General features: G+C 56.0%; 17 protein-coding genes. 1 reads left to right on the top strand and 16 read right to left on the bottom strand.

Going from position 1 to position 19449, the window contains the following annotated elements; all coding sequences use genetic code 11:
* Positions 1-230: 230 nt before the first annotated feature.
* From Q7F15_RS02840 to proV, 4 genes are all read right to left on the bottom strand, one after another.
* Positions 231-1085: an SDR family oxidoreductase gene (locus Q7F15_RS02840; RefSeq protein WP_171566284.1), complete on the bottom strand. Its 855-nt coding sequence runs from the start codon at positions 1083-1085 to the stop codon at positions 231-233.
* A 142-nt stretch (positions 1086-1227) separates the two neighbouring features.
* Entirely contained in the window at positions 1228-2127 is a 900-nt protein-coding gene (locus Q7F15_RS02835; protein ID WP_171566285.1) for a glycine betaine ABC transporter substrate-binding protein, read from the bottom strand.
* Between the two features lie 3 nt (positions 2128-2130).
* Positions 2131-2979, bottom strand: a complete 849-nt coding sequence (locus Q7F15_RS02830; protein ID WP_171566286.1) for an ABC transporter permease — start codon at positions 2977-2979, stop codon at positions 2131-2133.
* Positions 2972-4201, bottom strand: a complete 1230-nt coding sequence (proV, locus tag Q7F15_RS02825) for a glycine betaine/L-proline ABC transporter ATP-binding protein ProV (protein ID WP_304415075.1) — start codon at positions 4199-4201, stop codon at positions 2972-2974. The genes Q7F15_RS02830 and proV overlap by 8 nt, the downstream gene beginning before the upstream one ends.
* A gap of 252 nt (positions 4202-4453) precedes the next feature.
* Here proV and Q7F15_RS02820 point away from each other — a divergent pair, with 252 nt between their 5' ends.
* Entirely contained in the window at positions 4454-4999 is a 546-nt protein-coding gene (locus tag Q7F15_RS02820) for a GbsR/MarR family transcriptional regulator (protein ID WP_171566288.1), read from the top strand.
* 121 nt (positions 5000-5120) lie between these two features.
* On the opposite strand, the gene Q7F15_RS02815 is transcribed toward Q7F15_RS02820, so the two are convergent.
* From Q7F15_RS02815 to Q7F15_RS02760, 12 genes are all read right to left on the bottom strand, one after another.
* Positions 5121-6131: an LLM class flavin-dependent oxidoreductase gene (locus tag Q7F15_RS02815; RefSeq protein WP_230077431.1), complete on the bottom strand. Its 1011-nt coding sequence runs from the start codon at positions 6129-6131 to the stop codon at positions 5121-5123.
* Between the two features lie 243 nt (positions 6132-6374).
* Complete coding sequence (locus Q7F15_RS02810) at positions 6375-7301, bottom strand: siderophore ABC transporter substrate-binding protein (protein ID WP_171566345.1); 927 nt, start codon at positions 7299-7301, stop codon at positions 6375-6377.
* Between the two features lie 187 nt (positions 7302-7488).
* Entirely contained in the window at positions 7489-8247 is a 759-nt protein-coding gene (locus Q7F15_RS02805; RefSeq protein ID WP_171566290.1) for an iron ABC transporter ATP-binding protein, read from the bottom strand.
* Positions 8241-9191, bottom strand: coding sequence for an iron chelate uptake ABC transporter family permease subunit (locus tag Q7F15_RS02800; protein WP_304415074.1), 951 nt, complete (start codon positions 9189-9191; stop codon positions 8241-8243). The genes Q7F15_RS02805 and Q7F15_RS02800 overlap by 7 nt, the downstream gene beginning before the upstream one ends.
* On the bottom strand, positions 9181-10134 hold the full coding sequence (locus Q7F15_RS02795; protein ID WP_304415073.1) for an ABC transporter permease: 954 nt from the start codon (positions 10132-10134) through the stop codon (positions 9181-9183). Before Q7F15_RS02795 ends, Q7F15_RS02800 begins: the two co-directional genes overlap by 11 nt.
* 606 nt (positions 10135-10740) lie before the next feature.
* Positions 10741-12318 (bottom strand): SagB family peptide dehydrogenase, encoded by a 1578-nt coding sequence (locus Q7F15_RS02790; protein ID WP_304415072.1) that lies wholly within the window; start codon positions 12316-12318, stop codon positions 10741-10743.
* Positions 12319-12339: 21 nt separating this feature from the next.
* On the bottom strand, positions 12340-14283 hold the full coding sequence (locus tag Q7F15_RS02785; protein WP_304415071.1) for a TOMM precursor leader peptide-binding protein: 1944 nt from the start codon (positions 14281-14283) through the stop codon (positions 12340-12342).
* Positions 14280-16238 carry a putative thiazole-containing bacteriocin maturation protein gene (locus tag Q7F15_RS02780; protein WP_304415070.1) on the bottom strand — a complete coding sequence of 653 codons (1959 nt, stop codon included), beginning with the start codon at positions 16236-16238 and terminating at the stop codon, positions 14280-14282. The genes Q7F15_RS02785 and Q7F15_RS02780 overlap by 4 nt, the downstream gene beginning before the upstream one ends.
* A gap of 264 nt (positions 16239-16502) precedes the next feature.
* On the bottom strand, positions 16503-16709 hold the full coding sequence (locus tag Q7F15_RS02775) for a hypothetical protein (RefSeq protein WP_230077848.1): 207 nt from the start codon (positions 16707-16709) through the stop codon (positions 16503-16505).
* A 111-nt stretch (positions 16710-16820) separates the two neighbouring features.
* A complete protein-coding gene (locus tag Q7F15_RS02770; RefSeq protein ID WP_171566297.1) occupies positions 16821-17057 on the bottom strand; it encodes a hypothetical protein in 237 nt (78 codons plus the stop codon).
* A 454-nt stretch (positions 17058-17511) separates the two neighbouring features.
* Entirely contained in the window at positions 17512-18729 is a 1218-nt protein-coding gene (locus tag Q7F15_RS02765) for an ABC transporter permease (protein WP_304415069.1), read from the bottom strand.
* Positions 18726-19448, bottom strand: coding sequence for an ABC transporter ATP-binding protein (locus tag Q7F15_RS02760; RefSeq protein WP_171566299.1), 723 nt, complete (start codon positions 19446-19448; stop codon positions 18726-18728). The genes Q7F15_RS02765 and Q7F15_RS02760 overlap by 4 nt, the downstream gene beginning before the upstream one ends.
* Between the last annotated feature and the right edge of the window lies 1 nt (position 19449).

The raw sequence follows: 19449 nt of genomic DNA, 5'->3' as shown, positions 1-19449 counted from the left end.
TTTTCACGTCGAACACCACCTTCTTTCTCTATTCTACGAATGTACGTTCGACAAGTAAATGGCTCGCGGGAAATCCACTTCATGGGATGGACATGGGAGGGGAAGCCGCCGCGTTACAACGCCGGCGGCGCTTGCCCCGGCGGGTTCTGTTCCAAACCACCCGTTTTTTTCGCCACGGCCAGCCCCGGACCGCCCAGGACCAGGCCGGTCAGACCGTATTCCGCCTTCGCTCACCGACGGAGCGCCCACAACACAATCCGCTCGTACCATTTCCAGGGCAGCAGGCTTCTGAACAGATTCATCGCCGCTGTCCCCCGTCCCACGGGATAACGCAGACGAGGCGCGGGAGCGAGCGCCGCTCTCACCACCGCCGCCGCCACTTCCTGCGGGGGCGGCGCCGTATCTGCCGTCTTTCTGGCCATGCGCAGGACGGCCTCCAGCATGGGCTGATAAGGGGAGTCCTTTCGCGCGGGGATGGTCGCAAATCCTTTGCGCCAAATCTCTGTCTTGTACGCTCCCGGTTCGATTAGAACAGCGTGGATGCCAAACGGCAGGACCTCAAGTCGCAGCGCTTCGGTAAACCCCTCGACGGCAAACTTGGTAGCGGCGTAGGGGGCGAACCCCGGGAACGCGATCCTCCCGCTGACGCTGCTGATGTTGATGATTGTCCCCCGCCGCTGTCTTCTCATGTGCGGCAGGACGGCCCGGGTGACGGCGACTGTCCCGAAGAAGTTGGTCTCCATCTGCGCACGCCACGTGTGATCGTCCACTTCCTCGACGACTCCTCCGGCAGCAAATCCGGCATTGTTGACCAGCACGTCAATCCGGCCGTAGTCCGCGGCGATCTTTTCGAGGGTTTGGCGAATACCCGCATGGTCGGTGACATCCATCCGCCGCACGTCAATGCTCTCCCGCACGCCGGCTGCCTCCGCCGTATGCAGCAGGGCATCCCGCTTTTCCGGACTGCGCATCGTGGCGACAACGCGATACCCCGCCTGCGCCAAGGCAACGCTCGTGTGCAGGCCAAATCCGCTGGAGGCTCCCGTAACCAGAGCGACCGCTCGTGTTTCCCGCTCTATCGTCATGACCGTTCCTCCTTTGTGCAAGTGCCGCCCAACAGGCCAGCCACTGCACAATCATCTGGTTTCTCTCATCTTATCTCACGCAGCTCGCATGAACCAGGACAAAAAAGGACGCCGCGTGTGCGCGAGCGTCCCGTTTGCTTTCTTACTTCTTCAGGTCCTCGATCGAGGTGATGTCCATGTAGCTCGGCACCACCAGACCGATCCTCGTGCCGTTGAGATTGGGGCCGAGGTCTTCGACGTCCTTGCCCAATTTCTCGTAGTAATCCGCATGCGTCGTCGGCAGCCAGGCCGCCACCATGCCGTCCACGTCGCCGTTGGCCACGCCGGCCCACATCGGGCCTGCTTCCACCTGGTTCAGCTCTACCTTGTAGTTCAGCTTCTCTTCCAGCACCTTTTTCACCACGTGGGTGCTGGCGATTTCGGAATCCCAGGCGACGTAGGCCAGGGTGATGGTTTCGCCGTTGCCCGGCTTGATGCCCTGCACCCATTTATTGACGAGTTCCTGGTTGTTGTTCACCCATTCAGCTGCCGCTTCCTCCGGGTTTTTGCCCTCGGAGATGGCCAGCATCACCTTTTCCATATCGCTCGGCGTCCAGGTGAAGTTGTCCAGGAACGCATACGCGCTCGGGTGCGCTTCCTTCAGCCCCTTGCGGACGATCGTATGAATCTGCTCTTCTTTCCCGTACACCCCTTTGGGGTCTTCCAGATACTTCAGGTCAAATTTGGAAAACATCCAGTGCGGAGTCCAGCCGGTCACGATGATCGGCTTTTTGTTTTTGATCGCCTCGCTGAGCGCTGCCGTCATCGCCGCGCTGGAGCCTTCCACCAGCTCCCAGTCCTTCAGTTCGTACTCCCCGACGGCCTTTTCCGTCGCTTTCATCAGGCCGGCACCGGGGTCGATCCCGATGATCTTGTACCCCACCTGCTGGCCGACACTGCCTCCGCCGGCGTCCTGCGGCGTCTGCTCCTTCGAGGAACAACCGACCATCAGCATGCTGATTCCGAGGAGAACCGCCAAACCTTTGACCCAACGTTTTTTCATTATTTATCCCTCCCGCAGGTTTTTCTTTTTCCCCATGTTTTGGGTGATGCGATCCAGCAAAATGGCCATAATCACGATTGCCAGCCCCGCTTCAAACCCGGTGCCGATATTGATTTGGGTGACTGCCCGGTAGACATCGGCTCCCAGCCCCTTGGCACCGATCATGGATGCGATCACGACCATGGACAGCGCCAGCATGATGCTCTGGTTGACGCCCGCCATGATCGTCGTCTTGGCCAGCGGAAGCTGCACCTTGAATAGCTTTTGCCAGGAGGTGGAGCCAAATGCGTCCGAGGCTTCGATCAATTCCCCCGGCACCTGGCGAATACCCAGATTGGTCAGGCGAATCGTCGGCGGCATCGCGAAGATTACAGACGCGATCACACCCGGCACCTTGCCAAGACCGAAGAAAAAGATGGCCGGAATCAAGTAGACAAAGGCCGGCATTGTCTGCATGAAGTCGAGCAGCGGCGTGACCACGTTGCGCACCGAATCATTGCGGGCGCACAAGATGCCGGCGGGCACGCCGATCACGATCGAAATCAACCCGGCGGTAAGCACCAGCGCCAGCGTTTCCATCGAATGTTCCCAATACCCCAGATTGGCGATCAACAGCAGGCCAATCAGCGTAAACAGGGCGACGCGCAACCGTCCGACCATGTAGGCCAACAGTGTGAAAACGAGAATCAACAGCCAGTCGGGCAGACTGGTAAAGATCAGTGCAAACAGATCCACCGTGCTGCCAATGATGGCCGAAATCACGTCAAAAACCAGGCCGAAATGCTCATCCAGATACTGGACCAGCCGCTCCACCCAGCGATCGAGCGGCAGTTTCGGAAACAGCTCACTCACCCTCTACCACCTGCCTTTCTGCTTCTGCATCGGACGGCGTTATCCGGTTAACCTTGCCGGCTAGTCCACCCAATACCGCCCCTTTCACGACGACACCCAGCAGGCGGTTCTGCTCGCCGACGACGGCTACAGGGACGTCGGAAAACGCCACCAGGTCGAACATTTCGTTTAACAGCGTATGGGCCGAGACGGTCGGCACCTCGCGTTCCATCACGTCTTCCAATGTCTTCGCTTCCCGCGAGGCGGCATTGACCGCGTCCGCCTTGATCACACCGATCAGCCGTTTCTTTTTGTCCACCACGTACAGGCTGGAGACGCCCCGGTCTTTCATCAGCTGCAGGGCGACCCGCGGCCCCTTGTCCAGGGTAATGGTTTCCGCCCGCTTCATCACGTGTTCCGCTGCCAGCACTTTGGAGCGGTCCACGTCTTCCACGAACTTCTCCACGTACTCGTTGGCCGGATTGGTCAGAATCTCTTCCGGCGTGCCGATCTGGACGATCGCTCCGTCTTTCATCAACGCGATCCGATCCCCGATTTTCAAGGCTTCGTCCAGATCGTGGGTAATAAACAGGATCGTTTTCTGCATGGTCGTCTGCAGCTCCAGCAGTTCATCCTGCATGTCTTTGCGGATCAGCGGGTCCAGGGCGCTAAAGGCTTCGTCCATCAAGAGGACGTCCGGATCGTTGGCCAGCGCTCTCGCCAGCCCGACCCGCTGCTGCATCCCGCCGCTCAACTGATCGGGAAAGCTGTTTTCCCAGCCGTTGAGGCCGACCAGCGCCAAGGCGTTTTTCGCCTTCTCTTCCCGCTCTTTTTTGGGAATATTCTGCACTTCCAAACCAAATTCCACGTTTTCCAGCACCGTTCGGTGGGGAAACAGCGCAAATTTCTGAAAGACCATGCCCAGCTTTTTCCGCCGGACCTGCTGAAGCTGTTCGGCGTTCATCCGGACGATGTCTTCCCCATCGATCAGGATGCTGCCGGCCGTCGGTTCGATCAGCCGGTTAATCAGGCGCACCAGGGTCGATTTACCGCTGCCGGACAGACCCATGATGACAAAAATCTCGCCCGCCTCCACCTCAAAGCTGACCTGATTGACCCCCACGGTCAAGCCTGTCTCCTTCAAGATATCCTGCTTGGACCATCCCCGCTTCAGGTAGTCAAACGCGCGATGAGGCTGACGTCCAAAGATTTTCGTGAGATTTTCCACCTTGATTTTCGGCATAACGTCACCTCCAACGTTTTTGTACGGACGCAATCGCTCCTCCTCATTGTAGCGAAGCGAGGTTGGCTGCCACAAATTTGGTAATCCGCGATATTTGGGACTATATAGCGTTCAGAAAAAACTTTACGTACTTTTTTTACTATATACTAAGAATATCTCGTATATACTGTATGATGTGGTCATTTACTTCTGGTCGTTTCCCTAGTACAATTCGAATCAGGTAAAATGGATAGAGGAGCTGCTTTGTTTGCTATGGATGCCAAACATGAAGAAATCCTTCAACGGGCTCAAGAACGGGTAATCGAAGCTCTCGCCAAAAACATGGATCTGTACGGAATCACCATGTCCACGGGGTTGCTGTACGGAACCCTGCTGTTTCAAGACAAGCCGATGACGCTTGATGAAATGGGCAAAGCGATGGGCATGAGCAAGACGAGCATGAGCACCGGTGTGCGCACCTTGATGGAATTAAAAATGGTAGAAAAAATTTGGAAAAAAGGAGCACGAAAGGATCACTACGAGGTAAACCTCGATTGGTACCAGAATTTCATTGACTTGTTCTCGCTCCGTTGGAGAAGCGCGGCCGAATACAACGTGCATGCGATGAAAAAATCACTCCAGGAGCTGCACGCCCTTCTCCAAAGCGAAGACCTGTCGGATGAGCTGAGAGAACGCGTGCAAACAAGCATTCAACGCATTGAGAACGGTTTGGAATACTACGACTGGCTTTCCCGCTTGATCGACTCGTTTGAAACACACGAGATATTCCAGTTTGTGCCAAAGAAACCGATGAGCTAGGCATGTCCTCAGCCGCTTATCGCACAAAAGCACCCGCGCTGCTGCGATTTGGCAGCAATACGGGTGCTTTCATTGTGCCCTTGCGTGGCGATTCATACGTGCTTGCGTGCGGCAGCCGCTCCTACCGAGGCAACAAGTCAAACGCCTCTGCCAGCAGTTGATACGACTTCAGCTTAGCCTCAAAATCGTGTGTAATGGTGGCCACCATAAACTCCGTTGTATTGTATCGCTCGCTCATCTGCAGGATTCGTTCCTTCACCTGTTCCTTGGTGCCCACGATCATGCGCTTGCGGTTTTCCTGAATCCGGTAGCGGTCATAATCCGTATAGGGATAACGAAGCGCCGCCTCGACGGAAGGGGTGCCCTGACTGCCGCCCCCTTTTTCCAGCAGCAAGAGGGACAGGTCGAGACTGGAAGCAATTCGATTCGCTGCTTCCTCAGTCTCGGCACAGATGACAAAGATCGCCACCATCGACTGCGGTCGATCGTTTACGAGGGACGGCTGAAAATGTTTCTGGTACCACCGCATGGCCTCTTCGCCGCCTTCCCCGTTGATAAACTGGGCAAAGGCAAACGATGCTCCCCGCTCGGCGGCCAGTCTGGCGCTCTCTCCGCTGGAGCCGAGCAGCCACAACTGGGGCACGGTGGGGACGATAGGCGTTGCCCGCAGCCCCGGAAACTTGTGGTTCTCGTCAATCGTGTCGTACAAATAGCCGATCAGATCATCCAACTGCTCTGGGTATCGGTCGATGCCCGCTACTTTTCCCTCCTGCAGTGCTCTTGTGGCGAGCGGCATGCCGCCAGGTGCCCGGCCTACACCCAGGTCGATCCGGTTGGGGTGCAGTCCTTCCAGCACGCGAAACGTTTCCGCCACCTTGTACGCGCTGTAGTGGGGCAGCATGACGCCGCCAGTACCTATCCGCATGTTTGTGGTGACCGCCGCCAGATGGGCCACCAGGACTTCCGGGCTGGACCCGGCCAACCCCAGCGTATGGTGATGTTCCGATACCCAAAAGCGATGAAAGCCCAGGCGGTCCAGTTCACGGGCCAGGCGGACGGTCTGGGACAGCGCCTCCGGGGCCGTGCTGCCCTGGGCAATCGGGGATTGGTCCAGTACGCTCAAGCGAATCATCTTGCTTCTCACCTCTCCCTTATGATTTCACGTTTTTCCTCCGACAGGCAATAAACCAAGTGTACCCGAGTGCAGTTTGGGCGTCGCAAGGCAAAAGAGCTGGCGCTCCTCCCCGCCCGTGCTGCGGCAGTAACGAAAAAACCCTGCCTGTCCGCCATTACGCAAAACAAGCAGGGTCTCGATACATATATTTATAATTAATGATGTTCCTCGGTTCACAGCCTTCGCCGATCCCCGCAACGACTATTTCAGACCGGCTTCTACCTCTTTCACCATCTCCGCGACAGAAATCAGTCCGCCGCCGGACAGGTACCAGTAGTTCGGGTCGAGATAGACCACATTTCCTTCTTTATAGGCTTTCGTGTTTTTGACCAGTTCGTTTTCGACCACTTGTTTCGCCGAAGACTGGCCGCCTACGGCCGCCCCTCTGTCCACCACAAAGAGGTAATCGGGATTTTTCTCCACGATGTATTCAAAGGAAATGCTTTGCCCGTGCGTAGAGTCCTCGATGTTCGTGTCCACCGGCCTGAAGCCAAACTCGTCGTGAATCAAGCCGAAACGGGAACCCGGTCCGTAGGCACTTACTTTTCCGTCGTTGGCCAGGATGATCAGCGCATTCTTGTTGCTGGCCGCTGCTTTTTCATGCAGCTTCTTGACGGATTCATCCAGTTTTTTCAGTTCTTCTTCCACAACAGCCTGTTTGTCAAAGATGTTTCCAATCGTCTTGGCATTCTCTGCAAAAGACTCCATGTACCGCTTCGTGTCGATCCCCAGGTAGATGGTCGGGGCAATCTTTTTAAACTCTTCATACAGGTTGGCTTGGCGGGCGGAAATGATAATCAGATCGGGCTGCACTTCGCTAATTTTTTCGAAGTCCGGTTCTTTCAGGCTGCCCGCATTGACGTACTTCTCATCGTTGTATTTGGAAAGGTACGGCGGAAGATTGGTTTTGGGGAGAGCCGCCACCTCAATGCCCAGTTTGTCCAGCGAATCCAACGTACCGTAGTCGAAGACAACCACTTTCTGAGGATTTTTCTTGACGGTTGTTTCGCCCAGCTCGTGCTTGATCGTCAGTTCTGCGCTTTGTGCCGCGCCCGATCCTGCCCCCGCTGGCTGACCAGAGTTGTTCGATCCGCATGCAGCCACAAGGACGGCTGCCAGTAACGACATGAGAATTACAGACAGTTTCTTGGTCACTCTGCTCACCTCTATGATTGTTTGTGTATATTCAATAATTTGATGGCTGGACTTCACGGGCGCAGGCCCTGCGGATGTGTATCACCGGAGATGTGCAGGCGGGGACCCTTTGTCCGCGTCGGTCAAACCATCAAATAATTGAAACCGTTAGGGATGTAACTCATGCGTAATAGACACAGATCTTGTTTTGATCGATCTCCTTGATCTGAATATCCATGTCATAGATGCTGCGCAAGACGTCAGGCTGAATAATCTGGTTCGTGCTGCCTTCCTTGATGACTTTGCCGTCCTTGAGCGCGACGATATAGTCGGAATAGCACGAAGCAAAGTTGATGTCATGAATGACGATCACGATGGTCTTGCCCAGTTCGTCCACCATTTTCCTCAGGGTCTTCATGATCTGGACGGAATGCTTCATATCCAGGTTGTTGAGCGGCTCGTCGAGGAGAATGTATTCCGTGTTCTGGGCGATGACCATGGCGATATAGGCCCGCTGCCGCTGCCCGCCGCTCAATTGGTCCAGGTATTTGTGCTGGATCTCCTCCAGTTCCATATAGCGGATGGCTTCATCAACATAGCGCCAATCCTCCTCGGAAAGTCTGCCCTGCGAATAGGGAAAGCGTCCAAAGGAGACCAGTTCCCGTATCGTCAACCGCAGACTGATGTGATTGGACTGCTTGAGGATTGAGATTTTCTTGGCCAGTTCGCCGCTTTTCCACTGACCAATTTCCTGGCCGTCGATGTATATCTCTCCCTGATCCTTGGAAATCAGCCGGCTGATCATGGACAGCAGCGTGCTCTTGCCTGCCCCGTTCGGGCCGATAAACGACGTGATCTTCCCTTTTTCGATGGTGACCGATACATTTTCCACCACGTTTTTCGAACCGTACCGTTTCGAGACGTTTCTCACATCTACCATGCCTTATTCTCCCTTACCAGCAGATATAGAAAATAGACGCCGCCAACGAAATTGATAATCACACTCAATGGCGTGGAAAAAGAAAAGACCCGCTCCACAACCAATTGACCCCCGACCAAGGCGATGATGCTGATAAGTGCCGAACCCACCAGCAGGTATTTGTGACGATAGGTCTTCAAGAACTCATAGGTCACGTTGACCACGAGCAGCCCCAGGAACGTGATCGGTCCCACCAGTGCGGTGGAGACGGAGATCAGCACCGCGACGACGATGAGCAGCCGTTTGACCACGTAATCGTACTCGACGCCCAGGTTAATCGCCTGCTCTCTTCCCAGGGACAGGACATCCAGGTATTTGACAAACCGCGCAAAATAGAACAGCACGAGCACGACAGCGATACAGGCGAGGACGAGGATCTTCGTATTGACGTTGGCATAGCTGGCGAACATCCTGTCCTGGACGACGAGAAACTCATTGGGATCAATGAGCACCTGCATGAACGTGGTCATGCTCTGGAACATGGTGCCGAAGATCAACCCGATCAACAGCAAGTAGTAGATGTGTTGATTCTCCCGCTTAAACAGCACGTGGTACAGCACGCCCGAGAACAGAATCATGACCCCTACGGAAAGGAGAAAGTTTACATTGTGATTCATCATCGTCAGGGTCTTCGAGCCAAACAGAAAAATGATGACCGTCTGGATGAGCATGTACAGCGAATCCAAACCCAAAATGCTGGGGGTCAGGATTCGGTTGTTCGTAATGGTCTGAAACACGGTCGTCGCCAGGGCTATGGCGCCGCCCGTCAAAAGAATCGCCAGAACCTTTCCCAGCCGTTTCGGCAGGACGTAGTCCCAATTGCCGCCGAGTTTAATAAAGAGAAATACGCCGACCAGTATCACACAAACCGCGGCCAGAGCGCCGACTTTTGCTTTATCCCCCATGTGCCTGTCTCCTCATCAACAAGTACGCAAAAATGCCGCTTCCGATGACCCCAACGGTAAGACTGATGGAAATCTCGTACGGATAAATAATGATCCGGCCGAGTATGTCGCAAAACAGGACGAAGACTGCACCCAGCAAAGCCGTGTGAGCAAGGCTTTTCTTCAGATGATCGCCCATGTAGAGGCTGACGATGTTTGGGATAATCAACCCCAGGAACGGAATCGTTCCCACCGTCAATACCACGGACGACGTCACCAGAGCGACGATGATTAACCCGACATTCACCACTTGCTTGTAGTTCAGCCCCAGGTTTTTGGAAAATTCCTCTCCCATCCCTGCCACGGTAAACTTGTTGGCGTACAGGTACGCGAGGATGAGCAGCGGAATGCTTATGTACAGCAGTTCATATCTGCCTTTCATAATCATTGAGAAATCCCCTTGGAGCCAAGACGATATGTTTTGAATCAGGTCGTATTTGTACGCAAAAAAGGTAGAAATGGACGTAATGATGTTGCCAAACATCAGCCCCACAAGCGGGATAAAAATGGAGTCTTTCATCTTGATTCGATCAAGAATTTTCATAAACACGAATGTTCCGATTAGCGCAAATGCAAACGCAACAATCATCTTTTGCAGAGGACTTGCGCTCGTAAAGAGCAGCAAGGATACCAACACACCCAGCCTGGCCGAGTCCAGCGTTCCCGCCGTCGTCGGGGAGACAAACTTGTTGCGGCTGAGCTGCTGCATGATCAATCCGCAGATGCTCATACTCGCGCCCGCCATGATAATGCTGATCAGTCGAGGCAGTCTGCTGACCAACAAGATCTGCGCCTGGTCTTCACGAAGGCCGAACAGATCCAGCGGGGAGATGTCCTTGACGCCGATGAAAATGGATGTAACCGATAGTGCGATAAGCGCAGTAAACAGATATCTCTTTTTCATGTCGCTTCCTTACTCTTCCCTGATCGACTCGGGATGTTTTCTCGCGGATAAAAGCCACTGCCACCAACAATGATATTAATTATCATTCTCATGGCAGGTACTATTCTAACACGTTCCGGGTATCTGTCAACAGCGTTTTTGGAAAAAAGCGCCGTATCAATGGGTTGTATGTCCCAATATTTCATATCACGTTTTCCCATGAAAAAAGACACCCGGTCACAGGTGTCTCAGCGTGTAGACAAAGGTCGCGGCGCATGGGAGATCGGGCCCGCTCGCTCGCTTGACGCCCAGCACAGAAGCGGATGAAGTCCGCTCCAAAACGAGACGCGGGCAGGGGACAAACATCTGGGTGTTTCGATGAAGTGAGACTTGTGTCCCCTGTTGATCCCCGCGTCTTCGTTTTTATGCTGAGTCGGTCGTCAAAGGAGCTCGCTTGGCCCATCACTCCATGCCCGAACTTTATCTCCACCTTCGGTTGATCAATATGCAGGCCTTCCGGCCTGGAAATCATTTTCTTATGGACGCTTATTCAATGAACCGTTTGTCTTCAGTCTGAAACACCCGGTCACAGGTGTCTTTGTTCGCGGAATGCCGTCATCGGTGCAGCTAGCCGTGCAAGCTCCCCTCCAGACGGGCGGCAGGGCGGCAGGGACCTACCGGGAGCTGGATCAGGCAGGTTTGGCCGCGTGAGGCGATGCCATAAATCCCGTCGCACACATCCGCATCGTATCCAAGCAGCGGATGCCCCGCCATTCCGAGGGCTGTTGCCGCCAACAGCACATGCTGCACGAGCATGCCCGCTTCCATCTGTTGAATGCGGTATCCCCTGTAGCCCAGTGCCGTTTTGAGGTGATCCCGCTCCCCCGCCAGATGCAGGCATAGCGGGGTTTGCAGCAGATTGACGTTGTCCAGCGTCATGGCCTGTTGGAGCGACAGCCGATGATCGCCGGGACGTTCCAGCTGCAAGGCATGTGCACCGCTGTCATAGCTGTAGGCACCGTCCGGGATTCCTTCCACACGATGCAGACAGAGATAGAGCGAGATGCGAGGGTGAGGATTCGCGCTGCTGCCGTCCAAATCATTTCGGTAGGCGAAGGAAGCAATTGCCTCCCGCAGCATTGCGGCCAGCTGCTCCTGGCTTACCCGGCCCAGCACGAAGTCGATCCCCGGCGAATGCCGCCCTCTGCACGCTGCTGCCAGGTCATAGACCAACCGCTCTGCCTCGGGCAGGAACACCGCCCGCCCCTTTACGGACTCCTGCCTCTCACCCTCTATCTGCACAAACGCCCGTGTCGATTCCAGCAGGGAGGCTTCGTTCATCCTGACCAGCATCGGATACGGGCGGACCCGCTGCGATCGGACGTAGTGCTCATGCGCAACAGGCATCAACTCCCGGCACAATTCACTGGCCGTGATCACCTCGTCACTCCCCCTGTCAGAAAACCAGGTCATCCCCGGTTCCACTGACAGCGGAATGACCGCATATACGCTCTCGTCCTGTTCGGACAGGCCGAGCAAATGGTTAATGGCCCTGTCAAGAAACTGGAAGTACACTCCGGCCGAAAAGCCAAATCGTTTCGCCACCTCCAGCATCTGCCCGATCAGCACTCCGGCATCCAACCCCTGCAGCCGGTAGGAAAAGTTATGGTATTTAAAAAAATTTTTCCAAAACACCGTCGAGACAAACACCGTGCCGAAGCACGCCGACACGTCACAGCGATTGCCGAGAGCCCTGGCGACATAGGAGTCAAAATTGCCTTCCCGCAGCAGCACCAGGCGGTGATGTGCAGCATCGTAATGATAGACCCCTGTCGGCAGTTCCATGATTCGCAAATACAGGTACAATTCGTTGGGATACAGTGCCCCGCCGGAAGGAACAAAGCGCCGGAACGCATGCATCACGCCGCCTTCGCATCCCATTCCATCCCCGGGATAGTCCCATTGGCTGACCTTGGTCAGCCCGTACACATACCAGAGAAAATGGCCGATGTCGGACAGCGCAGGCGTTCCGGTCACCTCCCGTCCTATCAGCGTCAGCGGCACTTCCGCCGAAAGCGGGACGACAGTCAGGCCGCGGTAAAGTTTATACCCGAGAGGCGCGTCGCTCCAATCCACCTCCCAGTCCGGCGGCTCAAGCCTGTCAATGTTACCGTGCAGGTGGTGCAAAAATGAATCCAGACGCATAAGACTTCCTCCCGTCCGGGATTATGGAAACGGATGCGGATGGGGATTGAGCTGATCTGGTGTCAACGGCTGCCTGACATATCCCAGCTCCATGGGGACACGCAGCACCCGGTCCAACCCTTCCAGGCGGGTCAGGTGATACCCGAACGTCATCGGCAGCATCCCCGGAATCAGCACTTTTACGCAGTACAGGCTGTTTCGCCGCATCTCCGGTGTGGTCTGGTCCACCACGATGACATCGAGGTTTACACGCCGAAATGCCTGGAGCATATCCTTCAAGTCATCGGTCAGGTCGGCCGACTTCTTCTGCTGCGGAAATGATTCGTCAAACGTGTGCAGCGGGCGGTCTTCATTCAGCAGAAAAGCCAGGCGCTTCTCCGCTTGCGGCAACCCGTACAGCATGGAGTGGTCTTCCATCTCCTGCACCAGAAACGGATCGTCCATCATTCGCTCATACTTCTCCCGAAACGCCGCAAATTTGCCGTCAATTGTACCCATCATGTCAGCCAGTTCGTGGACCGCCCCTTTCACCGCCCGGACCGGGTCCGGATGAGCTCCGGCCGCACAGATGAGATTCACTCCTGTTTGTTTTCTGTTTTTGGCCAGCACCCACACGCTTGGTATGCCGTTCTCCATCGTCGCGTTGTAAAAATGCAGGTCGTAGCCTCCCACCGTCTTCGCACGCTCGATCATCAATTGCAGTTCCGTATCGTCGAGGGAATCGGGGTCAAGGCGCGGAAGCGGCAGCTGGGCGTACCAGGTCATCAGGAACGAATCGCGCTCCACCACTTCCAAAATGCCGTAGAAGATTGCTTCCTCCAGACTTCCCCCCAAGGCGCATCCGTTGGACGTCTCATAGACGAAGCCGTCCCCGTAATTCAAGCTGTAATAGGCCAACAGCTCCGGAACCAGAATCGGACGCTCCTGCATGCAGGAGTAGCCCCACACCCATTTGATCGGGCGGTCAGGGTCAAACGGTCGGTACGGAAAATCAGGACGTGCGTATTGATCCTTGGCGTGCACCCCTACCGTGAGCGGGTTGAGCGCTTGATCGGCAAGGTTGCGGTAGCTGTCGTACACGACCGTCCGTTTGCCGCGCGGTTCCAAACCGCAGTACCGCTCCAATCCCTCCAAAATCGCCAACAACTCGCTTTCCGCGAAGGAATGCGTCCGCCCCGCCGTCGATTCGTCCCCCACAAACAGCGGCAGATTGACGCTGACAACGGCAAACGGCGCCTCGTAGTTGTTCCGTTTTCCGTTGAGCAATCCCGTCCGGGAATCCAGGTAGTCCCTGCTCAGAACGTCTTTCAGCTCATCCAGCGAACAGCAGCGGTACCTGTCGGCACTCAGCTTGGGGCGGGGTGCGAGCGAAATCTGCGCCGCCATCGGTGAATCGTCGGGCAGTTCACCGCAAACCGGGCACAGCGGGTCGGGCAGAAAAAAGTGACGCGAGCTCTCCAGCGTTTTCAGGTTGACCAGACAGACGTGTTCTTCCAGGTGGGCCTGCCCGCCCTGCAGCACCCGTTCGGCTTCGGCGATGAGCAGGTGAGCTGTCTGCAGCATCCCGGTCCGCGACGCCCACGGGTCCCGCGGCATCCCTCCCTGCTCCGCCAGCGCCTGTTTCCATTCCCACATCTGGCTGCGATCTATTCTCGCCACGATCCGCCGCAGGTCCGCACACTGGGAGCAACCCGGCTTCCCCGGGCGCACCAGCGGTCCAATTACAGCTTCGCCGCATGCGGCAAATCCCCGCAGCCAGGGAATGCCGGCCGGTTGAAACAGCGCCTCAGCCTGCTTATGGACAGCAGGCTCCCAGGTATCGTGCAAAACCAGCACGAGGTCCGCCGATTCCGGCAGGCTGGTTTTTACGTCGGCATGACGAACAATCCGGTATTGAGAGGACAATGCCCTGCTCACGAAGTCGGCCAACAGCCCTTCTCCAACAACAACCACACCAGCACTCACCGGGACTCCTCCTCTCGCACCAGCACGCCAAACACCCCTGCCAATCCTTCGCGCAAAAACGGCTCCAGCGCCAGATCACAGACCAGCAGCCGCTTGTTATTTCGTCGCAGCACCTGCAAAGCGGACTGCACAACCATGACATGATCGTCCGCTTCACACGCCGGGATGCTCAGGCTTTGCGGCGTCTTGTCTGCCAGCAGCACGTCGGGAACCTCCACCGCCTGCATCCCGGAGTGCGCCGCCTGGTTCTGCGCCTTTTGCAGCGCCTGCTGCAGCGACTGCCGCAGAGCTGACGCCACGTGGAACCCCACGCTGCCATACCACCGGCCATTCAAGCCGACCCACACCACGGGGAACCCGCAGACGTCCTCTCCCAAGCCGATCAGCGGCGCCTCCTGCATCGTGGTCAACGCCTGCAAGTAATAACGGCAGGGCTCGTCTGCGACCGTTTCCACCCGCAGCAAAGAGATGCGCGGCTGCTCGCTTGCGTATCGTCTCCTCAAGGCCTCGGTCAAACACTTCCGCAGTCCCCGGCTTACGCCTTCTGCTGCTGTTTCACCTGCCCCAATGCCGATACATTCATCCGGTTGGAGCGTGATCTTGTCGGCCTCCTGCTCGGCGGAGAGCGCCGACAACAGTCGATCAGCCAATTTCGTCACGTACGCCTCGATCCCCGCAAGCCCCGCTTCCCGCCGCGCCTCATCATGCGTCAACCCTGTACAAACCACTGCCGGCTGCAGGCGATCCGGCCCCTCCGCCAGCGGATCGACAGCCTGAACCACGCACTGTGCCAATGGAATCTGCCGGGTATCCAATGGTTCCCACACGTGCAAAATGCCGGTTACCGGCGATGTGAGCCGGCTGAAAACCGGAGTCAATCCGTCCGTATCCCGCCTGCCGGCATCCCGTTCAAGCGGCAGATCGGAAACGTTGATCCACTCGATTGGTTTACAGCCCGTCACCAACGGATGGGGCAGGAACGAATGCCAGCTTCCTTCCAACGTCTCCAGGTCCAACAGAAAGAATTGCGGCTCTGGCCGGAATACGCCTGCCGCCGTTTTGAACCATTCGAACACCATGACATTCGCCAGCATGGCTGCCGCGGTGGAGGAAAAGGCGTGCTGCTTCGGGTCTTTGCGCACTGACGACAGGTGCAGGCGACGCCACGCCGACTCCCAACATCCCGCACTGTCAGGATGCACCAGCGGACCGGCCATCCCTGTCTCATAGATGCACAAAGCCGGGAGGAACACCTTTTTTTCCTGCCTGCAAATGTCTTGAAGAAGACGCAGTTCCTCGACATCCCCCTTTTCTGACACGTACAGGATCGCATCAAACGGCTGGACAAACTCCCGCCAGGAGAAGACTCCCCCTTTTTGCAGCGAAATGGCCTCCAGTGATACCTCAGGGTCTTCTTTTCGTGCATGTTCCGCCAGTTCCGCCAACCGCTGCCGATTGGTGACCGCCTCATCCGTGATCAGTACGTGCAGCCTGGGCAGTCCCGACTCCAACAATGCCGCTGCCAGCGAGAGCAAAAACGTGCCGGCGCCCGCCGCAGCCACCCTGGTCTGACGATACGTCTGAAAGCGGTAGGCACCCGAGCCCACGAAACTGTCCAAAAATTCGATTTGCTCCGCATATCGTTTGCGTATCCCTTCCGGCAGTTGATGCGGCCGATCCCGGCTTACATCACGGACAAAACCGTTTTTGTACAGCACCTCTGCAATCTCATACACCCGGTTCCGGTGCGGGGCCGGCAGTCCGTCCGTCAACTCCTCCAGCGTATGCTCGCCATTCAACACCGGCATCAGTTTTTCCATCCACTGCAGGATCGTCCTGCCTTCCATGTAAAGCGAGCCGACGTTGTTCCGAACATGTACTCCGCCGGATGGATCGGGAAGAAAAAACGTATCTCCCTTCACTTTCAGACGCATCGAAGGCTTCAAACCTGTCATCCCCATGGTCCCTCCCGTTCGCCGTGCTGACTATGCGCATCCATCCCACAATGACATTTCGTGTTCATCATATGTACCGCTATTTGTCCTTCTTGCCTACTTTGTGGGGAGGGCTTCTTTAGACAGCCCGCTTCCTTGACACGAATCCTGACAGGCCCGTCACTTCCAACCGAACCCGTCGCTTCCAACCGAAAAAGAAGCCGAACCCCTTGCAAGTGAAGGGATTCGGCTCTTTTTCCAATAATAATAAAAACGATATTCGGGCTATCCCCAGCACCGTCCGCACCGCGGGAAGAAGCAGTTGTGGCAGCGTGGGACAAAGCAGTTGAAGCAGCGCGGGAAAAAGCAATTGGCGCAGCGTGGGAAGAAGCAGTTGCGGCAGCGCGGGGCAAAACAGTTGCGGCAGCGTCCCCCACATCGCCCGCAGTTGAATTGAGCGTATTCGTATTCCGGATTTTCATAGGGAACCATTTCGCTCGCATGAAATTCATCCGCTTCCAAGTTTCTCATTTCCTTTTTGAAATCGTCCAATTGTGATACCTCCATTCAAGAATTGACCTGGAAATTTAGGAACGGCCATCGTCAAAAGCTGTCACCGTACGCGTCGTACACGTCGTAGTAGCCTGCGTACGGGTCAACATAATCAACGTAGTCCAGATATTCGTCATAGAACGGCGCCTGGTAGACAACCGGCACGTAAGACAGATAGGGCGAATACATGACCTGATACGGGTGCGGCCAATAATACCACTGCGGATCGTACACGGCTGCGTCGTAAGGTATATAGCCATGTTGGCTTTCAACGGGTGTGCTGCTCAATGAAACCTTTCCCCTTTCACCATCTTTCTGATTGCTGCTACAGTGCACAATATTCCGATTTCCCAGATTGGTTGCCTGCCCATATCGAATTGGGCGTTTATCTAACACGAAAGCCACTCCAATACACAGGAGTGGCTTCAGTGTGTAGACAAGGTGACTATTGCAAGGAGAACACGTTTCCGTCATCCGCTCCGTGCTCGCCCAGCAGGGAAGCACAAACTGTACGCTCCGCATCGATTTGCGGGGGATCGCCAAAGCCGCATGGCTACGCAGCCCGTTCAGAGGTGGCGCTCCTTTTTCCCGCAAATCGCCACTCCGCTCGGTAGGGCTCACAAATCGCTCTGCCTGGAAACGTGCTTCTCCTGCGGTACAATCGGTTTGTCTTCAGTCTGAGCCACTCCAATACATAGGAGTGGCTTTCGGTTGTTCGATGGGGGATGATACCCGCTGCGCGCTACTCGTAACGCAATGCGTCAATCGGTTTCAACCGCGCGGCTTTGCGGGCCGGGTAGACCCCGAAGATCACGCCGACAAGCACGGAAGAGAGGAACGCGTACAGCATCGGCGTCACACTGACTGATGTGGCAATGCCGGCAAACTGCCGCAAGCCGATAGCAGCGCCGACACCCAAAAGAATGCCGATGATTCCCCCCAGCAAACTGATGGTCACGGATTCGATCAAAAACTGCCGTTGAATGTCCCAGCGTTTTGCTCCGCGCGCTTTGCGGATGCCGATCTCACGCGTGCGCTCCGTCACCGAAACCAGCATGATGTTCATGATCCCGATTCCCCCGACCACCAGCGAAATGGCGGCAATGCCGGATAACAGGGCGGTCATTACACCGGTCACCTCTTCAGCCGTACTGAGAATTTCCGATTGCGACCGGATTTGAAAGTCGTTTTCCTGGCTTGGCCGCAGGTTGTGCTGGGCTCTCAGCGTCAGCTGAATGTCAAACTGCGCCTGAGGCAGCGCCTCCGCAGAGACGGCCGACACGTAAATGCTGCCCACAAACCTGCCTCCGGTCAGCCGGTTCATGGCTGTTGTAATCGGGACGATCACTTTGTCGTCATTGTTGGTCATTCCCGTACTGCCCTGACTTTTCAAAATGCCGATGATTTCAAACGGAATCCGGTTGATCTGGATGGTCTGTCCGATCGGGCTGGCATTGCTGTCGCCGAACAAATTGGCGATCACGTCCGGACCCACTACTGCTACATTTGATTGTCTCTGCACTTCCAGTCGGTTAAAGAACCGGCCCTGCTGCACCTGTACGTTCCGCACCTGGGGATATGATTCATTGGTGCCTTCAAGCGAGGTGGCGTAGTTTTTGTTTCGCCAGACGACCTGAGCCCGCCCCGTCACACTGGGCGAAGCTGCTGCGATGGAACTGTTTTTCGTGAGCGCTTCACTGTCTGCCAGCGTCAGGCTGTTTAACGAACCGGCACCCAGGTTGATTTGCCCCCGGGCAGTCTGGCCGGGCGTCACGATGAGCAGATTGCTCCCCAAGGCGTTGATTTGCGACGCCACGTCGGCGGAAGCACCTTCCCCGATGGCCACCATCGCGATGACGGCGGCAACCCCGATCACGATGCCGAGCATGGTCAGCATCGAGCGCAATCGGTTTGTTTTGATACTGCGCAAAGAGACGCGCAGGCTTTCCGCGAAATTCATACCTTCACATCCTCAAGGTTGGCCCGTCTCTGCCGGGCAACCGCTTCGTTTGCGATGATCTGTCCATCACGAAAGCGAATGATCCGCTTGGCATGTTCGGCAATGTCGGGTTCGTGTGTAACCAGCACGATGGTCTTGCCTTGCTCGTGCAGCTGCTGAAAAATGCTCATGATCTCAATGCTCGTTTTCGTATCCAGCGCGCCTGTCGGTTCATCAGCCAAAAGCAGCACGGGATTGTTGACCAGCGCCCGGGCAATCGACACCCGCTGCTGCTGCCCGCCTGACAGTTCGTTCGGCTTGTTGTACAGCCGGTTGCCCAATCCCACGCTTTCCAGCGCCTGCACGGCTCGTTCGCGCCGTTCCTTCGCGGGAACGCCCGCATACAGCAAGGGCAGTTCCACATTTTCCACCGCGCTGGTACGGGGGAGCAGATGAAATTGTTGAAACACAAAGCCGATCTTTTGATTGCGAATGATGGCCAGCTCGTCGTCATCCGCCTGCGACACGGGGTGACCATCCAGGTACAGTTCGCCCGACGTAGGTTTGTCCAGACAGCCGATCAGATTCATCATCGTCGATTTGCCGGAACCGGAGGGACCCATGATCGCCGCAAAATCCCCCTCCTCGATCACCAGGTTTACCCCGCGCAGCGCTTGAATTTCCTGATCACCGATAACGTACGTCTTCTTTACCTCTTCCATCTGAATGACCGGTTTCATC

It is taken from the genome of Brevibacillus aydinogluensis (assembly GCF_961514395.1).
GTDB classification, from domain to species: Bacteria; Bacillota; Bacilli; order Brevibacillales; family Brevibacillaceae; genus Brevibacillus; species Brevibacillus aydinogluensis.
This window is presented reverse-complemented; position numbering and strand designations above follow the sequence as displayed.

Coding starts and splice junctions, on each gene's coding strand:
- Q7F15_RS02840 (WP_171566284.1), bottom strand. CDS start 1,085: ATGACGATAGAGCGGGAAACACGAGCGGTCGCTCTGGTTACGGGAGCC.
- Q7F15_RS02835 (WP_171566285.1), bottom strand. CDS start 2,127: ATGAAAAAACGTTGGGTCAAAGGTTTGGCGGTTCTCCTCGGAATCAGC.
- proV (WP_304415075.1), bottom strand. CDS start 4,201: ATGCCGAAAATCAAGGTGGAAAATCTCACGAAAATCTTTGGACGTCAG.
- Q7F15_RS02820 (WP_171566288.1), top strand. CDS start 4,454: ATGGATGCCAAACATGAAGAAATCCTTCAACGGGCTCAAGAACGGGTA.
- Q7F15_RS02815 (WP_230077431.1), bottom strand. CDS start 6,131: ATGATTCGCTTGAGCGTACTGGACCAATCCCCGATTGCCCAGGGCAGC.
- Q7F15_RS02810 (WP_171566345.1), bottom strand. CDS start 7,301: ATGTCGTTACTGGCAGCCGTCCTTGTGGCTGCATGCGGATCGAACAAC.
- Q7F15_RS02805 (WP_171566290.1), bottom strand. CDS start 8,247: ATGGTAGATGTGAGAAACGTCTCGAAACGGTACGGTTCGAAAAACGTG.
- Q7F15_RS02800 (WP_304415074.1), bottom strand. CDS start 9,191: ATGGGGGATAAAGCAAAAGTCGGCGCTCTGGCCGCGGTTTGTGTGATA.
- Q7F15_RS02795 (WP_304415073.1), bottom strand. CDS start 10,134: ATGAAAAAGAGATATCTGTTTACTGCGCTTATCGCACTATCGGTTACA.
- Q7F15_RS02790 (WP_304415072.1), bottom strand. CDS start 12,318: ATGCGTCTGGATTCATTTTTGCACCACCTGCACGGTAACATTGACAGG.
- Q7F15_RS02780 (WP_304415070.1), bottom strand. CDS start 16,238: ATGACAGGTTTGAAGCCTTCGATGCGTCTGAAAGTGAAGGGAGATACG.
- Q7F15_RS02775 (WP_230077848.1), bottom strand. CDS start 16,709: ATGGTTCCCTATGAAAATCCGGAATACGAATACGCTCAATTCAACTGC.
- Q7F15_RS02765 (WP_304415069.1), bottom strand. CDS start 18,729: ATGAATTTCGCGGAAAGCCTGCGCGTCTCTTTGCGCAGTATCAAAACA.
- Q7F15_RS02760 (WP_171566299.1), bottom strand. CDS start 19,448: ATGAAACCGGTCATTCAGATGGAAGAGGTAAAGAAGACGTACGTTATC.